The organism is Zunongwangia endophytica (assembly GCF_030409505.1).
In the GTDB taxonomy this organism is placed as follows: domain Bacteria; phylum Bacteroidota; class Bacteroidia; order Flavobacteriales; family Flavobacteriaceae; genus Zunongwangia; species Zunongwangia endophytica.
The window spans coordinates 3311863-3327667 of the sequence record NZ_JAUFPZ010000002.1 but is presented as its reverse complement, the minus strand read 5'-3'; the positions used below and the strand labels follow the sequence as shown (position 1 = coordinate 3327667).

The following is a 15805-nucleotide window of genomic DNA, read 5'->3' as shown; positions in this document are numbered from 1 at the left end:
GGTTAAGATTTGGGTACAAAAACTTCAGCATTCATTCCTGCGCGAAGTTTTTTAAGTTTAGCAGCCTCATCGGTAAATAAAATACGTACAGGAAAACGTTGCGTAATTTTCACAAAGTTTCCGGTAGCGTTGTTCGTTGGTAGTAAAGAAAATTCTGATCCTGTAGCTGGAGATAAAGATTCTATTTTTCCGTGGAAAGTTTCATCAGGATACGCATCGATGGTAATTTGAGCTTCTTTACCTTCCTGCATTGTTGCAATCTGCGTTTCTTCAAAATTAGCCACAACCCATTTTCCCTGATTTTGATCTACAATAAAACCAAGCGTTTGTCCTTTTTGAATATACTGTCCTTTTTGCAAGTTCTTTTTGCCCATATAACCATCAGACGGTGCTACGATTACGCTATATTTTAAATTCAGCTGAATGCGTTTTAAAACCGATTTCTTTTGTTCTATAGCTGCTTTAGCCACTGCAATTTGAGCACTCACATCTCTGGTTTTACCTTGTGAAGTACTAAACGAATTTTTAATGGCTGCATAGTTCGATTTCGCAACTTCTAACCGAGTTTTAATATCTTCAAACTGTTGCTGAGTTACGGCTTCTCCTTCTAGCAGTTTTTCGTAACGATCAAACTCCTGCTGTTGTTGCCATAATTTGGCTTTAGCTGCACTAATTTTCGCTTCATTTACACTGGCACTGCTGGTTGCGGTAGTCACATTACTTTCTAAAACTTTTAATTGCGCTTCAGCAGACGCTAAAGCTGCTTTGGCTTCCTGCAAGCTCACATTGGCTTCATCGGTATCTAAAATTACCAAAGTATCTCCTTTGGCTACCTGTTGATGATCGCTATAGCGTATTTCTTCAACATAACCATTGGCTCTACTTAGTATAGGATTTATATATTCTTTTACCTGAGCATCGTTAGTTTCTTCGTATCGCCAAAACCGATCCAGCGTAAAAGCACCCCAAACAATTAGACCTAATAAAATGATCAAGGCAACAATGTAAGTTGATTTTACAACCGTCTTATCTAATTTCTCGTATTTCTTAACTTGCTCGCTCATTATAATTCGCCTGTGATTTTTAGTAATTGGTAATAATGTAATCTTGCTGAAATTTGATTGTTTACCAGTTCAAATTTCGCTTGTAATAATTGCGTATCGGCTTCTAAAAGATCTGTTAGCAATGAAAGCTGATTGAAATAAGTTTGGTTAACAATACGATAGCTTTCCTGAGCCTGTTCAATATTCATTTTAGAAATTTCTATCTTCTCTAGATCTTCCTGCAAATGTTTATAGGCCGCTTTTACACCTTTTCTCAAATTATCTTCGGTATGTTGCTTTTCTAATTTTTGCCGATCTACTGCAATCTTTGCAGCTTCTTCTTTATGCTTGTCGTGATATAAAGCTGAAATGTTATAAGAAAGCTTGATTCCTGCAACACCCAACAAATACGGAGCTGTTTCGTAAGGGTATAATTTAATTTGAGGATAAGAATAGGTGTAATCTCCAAACAGCCCAATTTTAGGAAGCTTATCTGCTTTTAATTCTTTTTCCTGAAGTTCTTTGATCTCGATTTGCTTCTCTGCAATTCTTGTGCGGGGAGAAATGTCTAGTGCTTCATTCCTATAATCTCGATAAGTTTGTTCCGCTTTTAAAATATTCACCCAAATACTATCGGTTGGTTTTATGGGCTGTTCATCTTCAAATCCCACCAAAATATTTAGGGATTGCGTGGAAAGTTCAACCTGATTTTTCATTTCCAACAAATTTGTGTGCTGTCGTGAAAGCTGAAGTTTTGCGCGTAACAAATCACTTTTTAAAACCACGCCATTTTTATACAATTTGGTGATTTGATCTAAACGCTTTTTATTTCGTTCTATATTTTGAAGAATTAATTGATTAAACTCCATAGAACGCTGCATTTGCAAATAAGCTTCTGCTACTTTATAATGAATGGCCGCACTGGTTTCTTCTTCCAGATAAGTGAGCAATTCTTGCTTTGTTTCAGCTTCTTCAATTTGAAGATTCGTTTTATTCCCATTATATAAATTGAAGTAGGCTTCTACACCAGCGCTGTAAGTGGTGTGATCTTCCAAGTGAATATAATCCGCATCATTAGGAAATCCATCAGTAAAAACGGGAATATTAGAAAGCTGTCCATAACTACCTTCTACGCCTATCTCGGGTAGTCGCTGGCGTTTAGCATCGATAATTTTTTCTTTTCCAATTTCGGCGTCAAACGCACTAAGTCGAATTTCTTTGCTATAGGTATTGGCTCGGCTCCAAGCTTCTTCTAAACTTAAAGGAATGCTGTCTTTCAAAACCTGTGCGCTTGCTATTTTACTCATACTTAGAGAGAAAAAGCAAAATAGCAGGCAAGCTGAAATCTTATGTGTCATCTTAAATTTCATTTTGCAAATTTCAGATGAATTATCGAGGCTTATTTTCAAAAAATAGACAAATATTTTATAATTTCAGCCAATATTAAAAATTTCAGATGCATCCATTTTTAGAGAAAGTAAAACGAGATGGAGAAAGTTTCTTTGTACATCATACCAAAATTGAAGAACTACTTCCTATGCACAGTCACAACAAACATCAATTAAGTTATGTTGAAGGTGGAGTGGCTTTTTTAAATACGAGAAACAAATCTTATTTTTTCCCTGCGAGGCATTTTATTTGGATCCCGGCAGGAAGGGAGCATAATGTTACGTCGCGAACTTCAGTAAAAATGATCCGGAATATTTTCTTCCCAAAATGGGTTATCCCTCAAGATCATAAGCTCCAGGAACGCGGTGGAATCTTTCCTGTAACCAATCTTTTAATGGAAATGATTTATCATACTGCCGAGTGGCGAGGCGATATTTCAAAAAAAGATGGTGCCGAATTTGAGTTTCTAATCGCAATGAAAAATATTGTACTAAATGTTGCTGAAAATCCTTTGCCAATTGTTTTACCCACAACCGAAAATGAAATCTTACAACCTATTTTAAGGTATATACATCTTAATATCGATCAGGATTTGTATTTAGATAAAATAGCCGAAGAATTTGGACAAACTCCCCGTACGCTATCCCGGTTATTTCAGAGAAATATGGAGACGTCATTTCTACAATATGTAAAACTTACCCGCATTATAAAAAGTATGGAAATGCTTTTACAAACCGAACTTTCAATTACTGAAATTGCCTATAGTTGCGGCTATAATAGTATTTCTGCATTCAGTTATGCTTTTCATCAGTTAATTCATCGTTCCCCCAATGAATTTAGAAAACAGAATGTTTAGGAAAGCAAAAACCTCACAGACTTTGAAAATCTGTGAGGTTTTTATCTCATTTCTTAAATCTGAAATTCCAGACCTAAAAACTATAAATCAAATTTTATCCCTTGCGCTAGCGGCAATTCTGTAGTGTAATTTATGGTATTGGTTTGTCTACGCATATAAACTTTCCACGCATCAGAACCAGACTCGCGACCACCACCGGTATCTTTTTCACCTCCAAAAGCGCCACCAATTTCAGCACCGGAAGTCCCGATATTTACATTGGCAATTCCACAATCTGAACCTTCCACAGATAAGAAACGCTCAGCTTCTCGTAAATTATTGGTCATAATTGCAGAAGAAAGTCCTTGGCGAACTCCGTTTTGTAATTCTAAAGCATCGGCAACATCACCTTTATACTTCATAATATAAAGTACCGGAGCAAATGTTTCGTGTTGCACGATTTCAAAATGATTTTCAGCTTCGGCAATGGCTGGTTTTACATAACAACCGCTTTCGTAACCTTCACCTTCTAAAACACCACCTTCAACTAAAACCTTACCCCCTTCTTCAACTACTTTTTCTAAAGCGTGTTGGTAATTTTTCACCGCATCTTTATCGATTAGCGGCCCCACGTGATTGTTTTCATCTAAAGGGTTGCCAATCTTAATTTGCTTGTAGGCATCAACAACCGCATTTTTTACTTTATCATAAATATCTTCGTGAACAATTAATCGACGGGTAGAAGTACAACGTTGTCCGCAACTTCCTACCGCCCCAAAAACAGCTCCGATTACTGTATTTTTAATATTCGCATCTGGAGTAACAATAATGGCGTTATTTCCGCCTAATTCTAAAAGAGATTTCCCTAAACGTCCGGCAACTTCTTTGGCTACAGTTTTGCCCATTCGGGTAGAACCGGTTGCAGAAATTAGCGGAATACGCTCATCTTTAGTCATCATTTCTCCTACGGTATAATCTCCTGTGATTAGACAAGAAATCCCTTCTGGCACTCCGTTTTCAGAAAATACACGTGCCGCAATGTTTTGACAAGCTACCGAGGTAAGCGGAGTTTTCTCTGAACCTTTCCAGATACAAGCATCACCACAAACCCAAGCTAAAGCGGTATTCCAAGACCAAACGGCCACAGGAAAGTTAAATGCAGAAATTACTCCTACTACTCCAAGCGGATGATATTGCTCGTACATTCTATGTCCGGGACGTTCAGAATGCATCGTTAATCCGTGTAATTGTCGAGAAAGACCTACGGCGAAATCACAGATATCGATCATTTCCTGAACTTCACCTAAACCCTCTTGGTAAGATTTTCCCATCTCGTAAGAAACGAGTTTCCCTAGTGGTTCTTTTAAGCGGCGTAATTCATCATTAAATTTTCTAACAATTTCTCCGCGTTGTGGTGCCGGCATTGTTCGCCACTCCTTAAAAGCTTTTTCTGCTGTTGTGATTACTTTTTCGTAATCATCTGCCGTAGTTGCTTTTACTTTTCCAATCAAAGCTCCATCTACCGGAGAATATGATTCGATAATTTCTCCGTTACCGAAAAAATCTTTCCCCGTAGAAGTTCCATTATTTATTTCTTGTAGCCCTAATTCTTTTAAAGCTTTATCGATCCCGAACTGTTTAGCAATTTCACTCATTTTTTATGGTATAACTTAATACTCAATCTAAGATTCATCGGCTACAAATCGTGGATCTACAGGCATCACCTCTCCACAATTATCACAGGTTCTTAAATCTTCATTCTCGTAGAAATATTTAAAATGCTTTAAAAAATCTACTTCGATATCTTCCAAAGGAAAATAAACCTCATATAACTTATGGTTGCAATTATCACAATGCCAAAGCAAGCCATCTTCCCCTTCTAAATGCGCTCTTTTGCGCTCTACAACCAATCCCAAAGAACCTTCTTCTCGTACGGGAGAATGCGGAATTTTACCGGGATTTAAATACATATCCCCAGGTCTTAATTCCATCGTTCTCTTCTGTCCATCTTCTTGAATATTTACCTGAATATTCCCTTCTAATTGATAGAATAATTCTTCAGTTTCGTTATAATGATAATCCTTTCTTGCATTAGGCCCGGCAACGATCATTACAATAAAATCACCGGCATCTCTATACAAATTTCGATTCCCAACAGGTGGTTTTAGCGTATCTCTATTCTCTTCGATCCACTTGTTAAGGTTAAAAGGTTTTGCAACAGCCATATTCTCTATTTTGAACCTAAAATTACATAATATGAGCAAAAGAAAATCAAGATTCGGCAATTATCTCCAGATTCTCAAAGCATTATCAACGCAAAATGAAGCTTAAGATCTAATCCAGATTTCGGTAAACGATTTAGACTTAGCAAATAAGGGCGTTTGGGCAAATCGCTCCGCTTTTTGCCCACCGTGCTATCCGTTGCAAGTCCGCAGCGCCAAAAAAGGCGCTTTACGGGCTTTCCACTACTATCACTAACGCAAAAACTAAGTCCGTTTCAATAAATTTCTATAACTTCAAGCCTAATAAACTCCATATTCGATGAAAAAACTACTCCTTATTTTTAGCATTTTCGCCTTTATTTCCTGCGGAGAAACCTCACATAAAAACACTTCTCAAAACACAGCTACTTCCGAAGAGAAAAAAACGGACAGTATTCCTAATTTCGGAATTGTGATTCATGGTGGCGCAGGAACGATCCTAAAAGAAAATATGAGCGATTCTTTAGAAAACGCCTATAAAGCCAAATTAAAAGAAGCTATAAAAACCGGACATCAAATTCTTGCCGATGGCGGTACAGCAATCGAAGCTGTGCAACGAACTATTAATGTGATGGAAAATTCACCGCTATTTAATTCGGCTAAAGGAGCAGTGTTGCGAACGATGAAACCAATCAATTAGACGCTTCAATTATGGATGGAGCAACCTTAAATGCAGGTGCCGTTGCTGGTGTTACCAACGTAAAAAATCCTATAAACCTGGCTTACGAGGTTATGGAAAATTCAGAACATGTATTACTAGCCGGGAAAGGCGCTGAAGAGTTTGCAGCATCCCACGGATTAGAAATTGTTGACCCCAGCTACTTTTATACAGAAAACCGCTTTAAAAGTTTACAGCATTTAAAAGAGCGGGAAGCCAAAAAAGCAGGAAATAAAACAGCGGCCAATTACGACAGTTTTATAAAAGATTCAAAATTTGGCACTGTAGGTTGTGCGGCTCTGGACAAGAACGGAAATCTTGCTGCGGGAACTTCTACTGGCGGAATGACCAATAAAAAATGGAATAGAATTGGCGATTCTCCCATAATTGGTGCAGGAACGTATGCAAACAATGCCACTTGTGCAGTATCTTCTACCGGCTGGGGAGAGTTTTTTATTCGAGGTGTGATTGCTTATGATATTTCAGCTTTAATGGACTATAAAGGCTTGAGTTTACAAGAAGCTGCTATGGAAGTTATTCAGAAAAAATTACCAGAGATGGGTGGTGATGGTGGCATTATCGCCATTGACCATGAAGGAAATGTTGCGATGGAATTTAATACCGCCGGCATGTATCGCGCTACGATGAATCGAAATGGAGAGTTAAACATTGGAATTTATGGTGAGTAATTGCTATTAAATGTATTTCAGTCATGCTTTTTCAAATAATAAGATTCTTAATTTCAAAAAGTTAAAAACCTTTGCGAAAATTTTTCGAATTTTGAGTTATTAAAATTTTAAAGGTACGACTAAGCGCTTTCTCTAAATTGAATTTACATAAAAAGCCTATTAATTAATGAAGATCTTCTTTTCCCTGCTATTTTTCTGTTTTCTGAATACCCTAAATGCTCAAGGTCTTACCAAAGAGACCTTGAAAGACAGTCTTGCGGTATTGCCTTCTTTTACCATCCATAAAGACAATTACTTTATTACCGGGATTCCCACGCATACGTCCATCAATAAACAAACGGCAGATGCGAAATACCAGATTAGTTTTAAGCAGCTAATTTTCAGAAAAAAAGTTCCGCAGGATTCTTACTTATATATAAAATATACTCAAAAAGCATTTTGGAATATTTACGAGTTTTCCAGTCCTTTTGAGGAGATAAACTTCAACCCGGGAGTTGCTTATTCCAAATACTTTTATGATAAAAGCGGTAAAGTAAATTCTCTTGGAACGTTAGCTTTAGAACATGAATCTAACGGGCGTGATAGTATTTATTCTCGTAGTTGGAATTTTGTTTCTTTAGACTTCAATTTGGCTATTAATGATAAATTGATCGCCGGTGTAAAAGGATGGATTCCTTTTTCTTACAAAGAGGGTAATCCAGATTTGATGGATTATTCAGGATACGGCCAATTAAATTTTGATTATGAGTTTATCCCAAACAAGCTTTATGCACAATTGATGATCCAAAAAGGATTATCCTGGGATTGGAAAGGTGCTGCACGACCACGTATTTTATACAATCCTTTTAATAGCGTAAATCAGTTTTTAGTCTTAGAATGGTTTACGGGCTATGATGAAAATCTAATCGAATACGATCAATATCGTAGTGTTATACGTGTGGGCTTCCTTTTAAAAAGCAATGAGCTTGACTTTCTGCGCAGTAACAAATAATTAACTTTTTTTTAAGTTTAATTAGTTCGGTAGTTTCCGAACCAATCATACCTTTGCACCTCAAATTTTTTAAATATGAGTTGTTGTTCAGAGGAAAAAAGCCAGTTGATTGAAGAGATAGGTGTGCACTTCGAACAGATTCATCAATTAGCTCCATTAGCGGCAAGAATCTATGCTATAATGATTCTTTCGCCAAAAGACGGGCATACTTTCGATGAAATTCTAGAGATCACAAGTGCAAGCAAAAGTTCAGTTTCTACGCATCTTAACCATCTTTTACAACTAAAGAAAATAGAATATTTCACGAAATCGGGAGATAGGAAACGATATTTCAGAGCGAGCACATTCTACTTAAAAAACACCCTCGAAGAATATCATCTCAACATTTCTGAAGAAATAAAATTGATGGACAAAATTATAAACTTCAATACAAAAAATAACAATCAAAAATTTCAAATGAATGGACAGACAGCTTTGCTCTTTAGAGAATATCTAGAGTCTCAAAAATTGAATATTGAGAATGTTATACAAAAAATGTCGAAAATAAAAAGCTAATAATCTTTACCCCCTAATTATTATAAAATGAGAAAAATTAAAGCTTATATGGGTTTTGTCGCCGGAGTTCTCATGCTCGTATCTTGCGGAGAAGACAAATCGAATCAGCAACAAGCCCAAGGCCAGCAACAGCAGGCAATGCCTTATCCGGTAATTTCTATACCAGCAAAAACACTCACAGGATATAACTCCTACCCTACCAGAATTGAAGGTATTGTAAATAGTGATGTTCGTGCAAAAGTACAGGGATATATCCAGGAAGTACTAGTAGATGAAGGTGAACGTGTTAAAAAAGGACAGGCGCTATTTAAATTAGAAACCCAGTCACTAACACAAGATGCTAATGCTGCTAAAGCAAGTGTAAATGCTGCGCAGGTAGAAGTTGATAAAATTAAACCACTAGTTGAAAAAGATATTGTTAGTGAAGTTCAATTAGAAACGGCTAAAGCAAACTTAGAGCAGGCTAAAAGTAAATACGAAGGTATTACTGCTAATATTGGCTATGCAACGGTAAAAAGCCCGGTTGATGGTTATGTAGGTTCAATAAGATTAAGACAGGGAACTCTTGTAGGCCCAACAGATTCTACTCCTTTAACTACAGTTTCAGATATCGAAAAAGTATACGCATACTTTGCTATGAACGAGTCTGACTACTTAGATTTTATACAGTCTACAGAAGGAGAAAACCGCCAGGATAAAGTAAATAATTTCCCAGAAATTAGTCTTGTACTAACTAATGGTGAAACTTACGGAGAAAAAGGTAAAATCCAGACGGTTACAGGACAGGTTAATCAAAATACTGGTACGGTTAGTTTTAGAGCGATCTTCGACAATCCAAACCAGCTAATTACCAATGGTAATAGCGGAACGATCAAGATACCGGTAACATATAAAGAAGTTCCTGTAGTTCCACAAAACGCGACTTTCGAGCAACAAGGAAGCATTATGGCTTATAAAGTTGCCGATAGCAACAAAGTAGATGCCATAAAAATAAAAACCAAAGCGAATGTTGGTAATTTATATGTGATCACTTCTGGATTAAAAGAAGGCGATAAAATAGTTGCAAAAGGAGCTGGGAAACTAAGACCAGGCGCGACTATAAAACCTCAGGAAGTACCATTTGATAGCATCGCTAAGCCGGTAGATCAATTATTTCAATAATCCTTAGATAACAAAAGTAATGCTTAAAACATTTATAGAAAGGCCCGTCCTCTCTACAGTGATATCTATTATCATTGTTATTTTGGGAGTTTTGGGACTTAGCAATTTACCAATAGAGCAATACCCAGATATTGCACCACCAACGGTAAAAGTATCTGCTACTTATACAGGAGCCAGTGCAGAAACCATTTTGGAGAGTGTAATTATTCCTATTGAAGAGCAGATAAACGGAGTAGAAGGAATGACATACATTACTTCTAGTGCAACCAATAACGGTACTGCTGAAATCACTGTTTATTTTGAACAGGATACCGATCCCGATATCGATGCGGTAAACGTACAAAACAGGGTTGCCCTTGCCAATCCATTATTGCCGCAAGAGGTAACACAAGCTGGTGTAACCACGCAAAAGCAACAGACAAGTTCGCTGATGTTTATGTCTTTTTACACCACTAATCCTAATTATGATGCGACATTCTTAAACAATTACCTAAATATTAATGTTGTACCAGAATTTAAAAGGGTAGCTGGTGTTGGTGATGTAAACGTATTCTCTCGTCAGGATTACTCTATGAGAATATGGTTAAAACCAGACCGTTTAACTTCATATAATCTTGTCCCGTCAGATGTTATTTCTGCATTAAATGAGCAAAGTTTAGAGGCAGCAGCAGGTACACTGGGACAAAATAGTGGAGAAACATTCTCTTACACAATCAAATATCCAGGTCGTTACAAAGAAGAAGGACAGTACGAAGATATTATCATTAAAGCGCTTGGAAATGGAGAATTTCTAAGACTTAAAGATGTTGCAGATATTCAATTAGATGCCCAATCGTATCAGGTAAGCTCTAATACTTTAGGTAATCCTAGTGTGAGTATGGCGGTTTATCAAACTAAAGGCTCTAATGCACAGGAAATCATCAAAAACATTAAGTCTCGATTAGATGAACTTCAGAAAGATTTCCCTGACGGAATTGAGGTTTTTATTCCTTACGATACTAATGAATTTTTGAACGCTTCTATCGAGAAGGTGGTTCACACACTTGTTGAAGCATTTATCTTAGTATTTATTGTAGTATTTATATTCCTACAGGATTTTAGATCTACACTTATCCCTGCTATTGCAGTGCCGGTGTCGATTATTGGGACATTTTTCTTCCTGAATCTTTTTGGGTATTCCATAAACTTACTAACGTTATTTGCCCTCGTGCTGGCGATTGGTATTGTAGTGGATGATGCCATTGTGGTTGTAGAAGCCGTTCATGCTAAATTGGATGAAGGGGCTAAATCTGCACATGATGCTACATTAGATGCAATGCACGAAATTTCTGGTGCAATTATTTCTATTACACTTGTTATGGCAGCGGTTTTTATCCCCGTAACTTTTATTACAGGACCCACAGGTGTATTTTATGAGCAATTTGGTATTACATTAATTGTAGCCATTGCTATTTCTGCGGTAAACGCATTAACACTAAGTCCTGCGTTGTGTGCACTATTTTTAAAACCTCACGACGAAGATGAGGATAAAGACAAAAAGAAGAACTATTTACAGCGATTCTACGCAGCCTTCAACAGAGGATTCAATGCAATGATTCAACGTTACGGTAAATCATTACAGTTCCTTTATAAGAATAAATGGATTACAGTGCTAATCTTAATTTTATCGGGAGTAGGAATCTGGTGGACTGCCACAACTACCCCAACAGGTTTTGTTCCTAATGAAGATAGAGGAATCGTATTTGCCAACGTAGAATTGCCAGCAGGTTCTTCTTTAGATAAAACTCATCAAATTACTGAGGAGCTTTACAATAAAGTAAAGAATATCCCAGGTGTTGATGGATTGAACATGGTTGATGGATTTAGTTTGTTAAATGGACAGGGTAGTAACTATGCCTTAGGATTTATAAAATTAGACAATTGGAGTAAACGTGGTGAAGATTCGTTATCTGTAGAAGCAATTACAGGAAAACTTTTTGGAACCGCTGCGACTATCCCAGATGCTAATATTATATTCTTCTCTCCTCCTAGTATTCCAGGATTTAGTTCATCCTCGGGAGTAGAAGTGAATTTATTGGATCGCTCTAGCGGTAGCTTCAAAGATTTAGATGAAGCCAACCAAAAGTTCATGCAAAGCATCATGTCGCATCCTGAAGTGCAGTATGCACAAACGGCTTTCAATACTAACTATCCACAATATCAAATGGATATTAACATTCCACTTGCTAAGCAAACCGGAGTTACGATAAGTGACATTTTTGCAACAATGCAAGGATATATTGGTGGTATTTATGCGGCAGATTTTTCTAGATTTGGTAAACAATACAGGGTTTATATTCAGGCTTATCCTAATGATCGCGCAGAAGCTAACGACCTAAACCAAATGTTTGTTAGAACTTCAACAGATGAGATGTCTCCGTTAAGTGAGTACGTTACTTTAAAAAGGGTTTACGGTCCTCAATCTGTAACAAGGTTTAACCTGTTTAATTCAACTAAACTAACGGTTGCCATGAATCCTGGATTTAGTTCTGGTGATGGTATTGATATCGTAAATAGTGAGATTAGCAAATTAGGCTCTAACTATACTACAGCCTATTCAGGACTTACCAGAGAAGAGGTTAATGCTGGTAGCCAAACGATCATGATCTTTATTCTTTGTGTGGTATTTGTGTATTTCCTACTAGCAGCGCAATATGAAAGTTATTTACTTCCGTTTTCTGTAATTCTTTCTTTACCACTAGGTATTTTTGGAGCATATATCAGTACTAAATTTATGGGACTGGAAAATAATATTTACTTCCAGATCGCCTTGATCATGTTGGTTGGACTTTTAGCAAAGAATGCGATTCTTATCGTTGAGTTTGCGATACAACGTAGAAGAAACGGAGAGTCTATTGTAGATGCAGGTATCGACGGTGCTAAAGCACGTTTAAGACCTATTCTTATGACCTCTTTCGCCTTTATATTAGGTTTGATGCCGTTGGTATTAGCATCTGGTGTAGGAGCAGAAGGAAACCGATCTATAGGAACTGGTGCCGTAGGAGGATTATTAATAGGGACTTTATTAGGAATCTTTGTTATCCCAATTCTCTTTATCGTGTTCCAATGGCTACAGGAAAAGATAGGTAAGAAACCTGAAGCAGTAGAAAAAACAGAATCTTAGAAAAGAATTTAAAGATGAAAAAATACATCAGTTTTAAATTTCTGGTATTCCCAATACTCTTATGTAGTTTACAATCTTGTTTTGTAGCTAAAGAATATGAAAGACCAGAAGTTGTTAAAGAAGAAAACTTCAGAACAGATAATCTGCCACAGGATAGTATTACTATGGCAGATGTCTCCTGGAGAGATTTATTCACCGATCCTGTTTTACAACAATACATTGAAGAAGGATTGGAGAATAATATTGATATTAGGGTGGCTATGCAGCAAATCTTAGCTTCCGAAGCATACCTAAAACAAGGAAAAGCGGGTTATTTTCCTACCCTGAGTGGTAACGGTACTTTTACTAGAAATTATTTTTCTAAAAATAGCCAGATGGGGTTACAATTAGGAAATGTCCCTAGTGGATCTATTGGTGATCACATCGATCAATACGAGATTTCTGGAAATCTTTCCTGGGAAGCTGATATTTGGGGTAAAATTAGAAGTAACAAAAGAGCTTATGAAGCGTCTTACTTGCAAAGTGTGGCGGCACACCAAGCGGTTAAAACGACACTTATCTCTAACATTGCTTCTACTTATTATCAATTGCTCTCTTTGGATGAGCAGATAAAAGTAACCGAGCAAACAGTAGAAACCAGAAGAAATAGCCTTGAAACTAACAAAGCGTTAAAAGAGGCTGGTAATGTAACTGCGGCTGCTGTAAAGCAAACAGAAGCCCAAGTGTACACGGCACAGGCGATTCTAATAGATCTTAAAAATGATATGAGATTGATGGAAAATAGCATGTCTATATTACTAGGTAAATCGCCTAGGGAAATAGAGCGGACGGAACTGTCGGATCAGGAAATAACGACTGAGCTGAAAATCGGCGTTCCAACCCAACTACTTAGAAATCGTCCAGATGTAATCCAGGCTGAATATAATCTTTGGAATGCTTTTGAACTTACAAATGTAGCCAGAGCTAATTTCTACCCATCACTAACAATCACAGCTACTGGTGGATTGCAAAGTTTAGATGCCGGAGATTTATTTGATACTAATTCATTGTTTGCAAATATAGTTGGAGGCTTAACGCAACCTATTTTTAACGGTCGCCAAATAAGAACGCAGCACGAAGTTGCAGAAGCGCAACAAGAGCAAGCACGTTTAAACTTTAGACAAGCTATTCTTACGGCAAGTCAGGAAGTATCTGATGCGCTTTATAATTACGAGGCTGCAAGTGAAAAAATAGAGGTTAAAGAAAAAGAATTTGAGGCTTACAGCACTGCAACAGATTATTCTGAGCAATTGCTTAATAACGGATTAGCAAATTACCTTGAAGTATTAACTGCAAGAGAAAATACGCTAAACTCCAGATTAGATCTTATTAGTGCTCAATACACTCAGCTAAATTCGTTAGTTAATCTATACGAAGCTTTAGGTGGTGGATGGCAATAATTTGAATTATTTGTTAATTGTTGAAAACAGCCCCAAACGTATATTTGGGGCTATTTTTATCTAAAATCCAAAGTTTATGGGGAAAAATTACGCTGTAAATTTTTATAGCTTTTCGAATCAACATCCATTTTTAAGCAAAATCCTTAAACAAATTATTTTCTGGATTTTAGCTTATGGATTATTGTTTCTAATAATTCACCTCACCGCTTTATCGGTGCTACAAGCTATTGGTAGATCAACAAATATTTCAATTACTGGGGTGTTAACTCTATTCTTGGGATTAGGAGCATTCTTGGGAGTGGCTCTAGGGTTTATAGATCACTTTCTAAAAAATTATATCTTCAGAAATCGCTCTTTAGGATTTAATATTCTGGCAGGTGGTATTCTTTATTTTACCGTGCTAACTTTTATCATATCCTTTATTAGATATGTAGTGGTAGAGTATGCCGATGATTCATTTTTAAATGAATACACCGAAAATATTATTAGAATGAACTGGAAGTTCTATAATATTATCATCCTAAGTTATACGCTGTTTATGACTTTGATTTTAAGTTTTATAAACCAGATGACTAATAAGTTTGGTCCTGGTTTAATCTTACCATTTCTATTAGGAAAGTTCCGTTACCCCGCTGAAGAGAATCGACTTTTTATGTTTCTGGATTTAAAAGATTCTACGCAATTGGCCGAAAAACTGGGACATGTTCGTTACAGCGCATTTATCCAAGAAAGCTTTATGGACATCAATCAAATTGTAAAAAAATATAATGCCCAAATTTATCAATATGTGGGAGATGAAGTTGTGGTTAGCTGGCCATTAAAATGGTTCGATTCTTCAGAAGCTATTCGGTTTTTCTTTGCCGTTCATAACCAATTTCAGCAGAAAAAAGAACATTATCTTAAATCATACAATCATGTTCCAGTGTTTAAAGCAGGAGCTCATCAAGGGGTGGTTACGGCTGTAGAAGTAGGAGATATTAAGCGAGAAATCGCCTATCACGGCGACACATTAAATGTGGCTGCCAGAATCGAAGGACTTTGCAAGACCTACGATAAATTAATTTTGATTTCTGGGAAAGTAAACGAGAACTCAAAAATTTCTGAGGAATTTGAAGTTAAGCCTCTAGGGCCTCAAAAACTGGAAGGAAGAAAAATGAGCGTAGATGTTTTCTCTATTACTGAAAAATAAGGCAAAACTTAACAATTTTGAATTTTTCAACGATCTTGAATTTGCTAAATTTACCTAAAACCAATAATTAATGAGCACTTTTGGAGACATCATCGCCGATGAAAAACCTGTTTTAATTGACTTTTATGCCGATTGGTGTGGCCCTTGCAAAACGCTTGGCCCAATCTTAAAAGAGGTGAAAACTGAACTTGGAGAAGACATCAAAATCATTAAAATTGATGTAGATAAAAATCAACAGCTCGCTACCAAATATCAGGTTAAGGGCGTTCCTACGATGATGTTGTTTAAAAATGGTGGTCAACTTTGGAGACAATCTGGAGTTTTACAAAAACAGGAAATTATCGATATTATTTTATCTAAGGCTTGATTTTAAGACTTCTATAAACTTAGATCTTCAAAAGAGAAATCTATTTTAGAGAAATTAGACTTCAT

At 36.7% G+C, this 15805-nt stretch carries 12 protein-coding genes and 1 pseudogene; 9 read left to right on the top strand and 4 right to left on the bottom strand.

The annotated features are described in order from the left end of the window. Positions 1-2: 2 nt before the first annotated feature. Complete coding sequence (locus QWY91_RS14485) at positions 3-1064, bottom strand: HlyD family secretion protein (protein ID WP_290236212.1); 1062 nt, start codon at positions 1062-1064, stop codon at positions 3-5. After that, positions 1064-2401 (bottom strand): TolC family protein, encoded by a 1338-nt coding sequence (locus tag QWY91_RS14480; protein ID WP_290236211.1) that lies wholly within the window; start codon positions 2399-2401, stop codon positions 1064-1066. Before QWY91_RS14480 ends, QWY91_RS14485 begins: the two co-directional genes overlap by 1 nt. 98 nt (positions 2402-2499) lie before the next feature. On the opposite strand from QWY91_RS14480, the gene QWY91_RS14475 reads away from it, so the two are divergent. After that, on the top strand, positions 2500-3288 hold the full coding sequence (locus QWY91_RS14475) for a helix-turn-helix domain-containing protein (protein WP_290236210.1): 789 nt from the start codon (positions 2500-2502) through the stop codon (positions 3286-3288). A gap of 80 nt (positions 3289-3368) precedes the next feature. Here the strand turns inward: QWY91_RS14475 and amaB are convergent, their stop codons facing one another. Together amaB and QWY91_RS14465 are read right to left on the bottom strand one after the other, a co-directional pair. Further along, the gene (amaB, locus tag QWY91_RS14470; RefSeq protein WP_290236209.1) at positions 3369-4922 is read right to left on the bottom strand and encodes an L-piperidine-6-carboxylate dehydrogenase; all 1554 of its coding nucleotides are present in this window, start codon (positions 4920-4922) and stop codon (positions 3369-3371) included. 27 nt (positions 4923-4949) lie between these two features. Beyond that, complete coding sequence (locus QWY91_RS14465) at positions 4950-5492, bottom strand: 3-hydroxyanthranilate 3,4-dioxygenase (RefSeq protein WP_290236208.1); 543 nt, start codon at positions 5490-5492, stop codon at positions 4950-4952. Positions 5493-5808: 316 nt separating this feature from the next. On the opposite strand from QWY91_RS14465, the pseudogene QWY91_RS14460 reads away from it, so the two are divergent. The 8 genes and pseudogenes from QWY91_RS14460 (at position 5809) to trxA (ending at position 15740) form a co-directional block, all read left to right on the top strand. Further along, a pseudogene (locus QWY91_RS14460) lies at positions 5809-6875 on the top strand (isoaspartyl peptidase/L-asparaginase family protein). Positions 6876-7041: 166 nt separating this feature from the next. Next, positions 7042-7866 carry a phospholipase A gene (locus QWY91_RS14455; RefSeq protein WP_290236207.1) on the top strand — a complete coding sequence of 275 codons (825 nt, stop codon included), beginning with the start codon at positions 7042-7044 and terminating at the stop codon, positions 7864-7866. A gap of 75 nt (positions 7867-7941) precedes the next feature. Next, positions 7942-8421 (top strand): GbsR/MarR family transcriptional regulator, encoded by a 480-nt coding sequence (locus QWY91_RS14450; RefSeq protein ID WP_290236206.1) that lies wholly within the window; start codon positions 7942-7944, stop codon positions 8419-8421. A gap of 27 nt (positions 8422-8448) precedes the next feature. Beyond that, positions 8449-9582, top strand: a complete 1134-nt coding sequence (locus QWY91_RS14445) for an efflux RND transporter periplasmic adaptor subunit (RefSeq protein ID WP_290236205.1) — start codon at positions 8449-8451, stop codon at positions 9580-9582. 19 nt (positions 9583-9601) lie between these two features. Next, positions 9602-12745 (top strand): efflux RND transporter permease subunit, encoded by a 3144-nt coding sequence (locus QWY91_RS14440; protein ID WP_290236204.1) that lies wholly within the window; start codon positions 9602-9604, stop codon positions 12743-12745. A gap of 14 nt (positions 12746-12759) precedes the next feature. Further along, entirely contained in the window at positions 12760-14184 is a 1425-nt protein-coding gene (locus tag QWY91_RS14435; RefSeq protein WP_290236203.1) for an efflux transporter outer membrane subunit, read from the top strand. A gap of 76 nt (positions 14185-14260) precedes the next feature. Continuing rightward, positions 14261-15373: an adenylate/guanylate cyclase domain-containing protein gene (locus tag QWY91_RS14430; protein WP_290236202.1), complete on the top strand. Its 1113-nt coding sequence runs from the start codon at positions 14261-14263 to the stop codon at positions 15371-15373. A gap of 70 nt (positions 15374-15443) precedes the next feature. Then, positions 15444-15740 (top strand): thioredoxin, encoded by a 297-nt coding sequence (trxA, locus tag QWY91_RS14425; protein ID WP_290236201.1) that lies wholly within the window; start codon positions 15444-15446, stop codon positions 15738-15740. Positions 15741-15805: the final 65 nt, after the last annotated feature.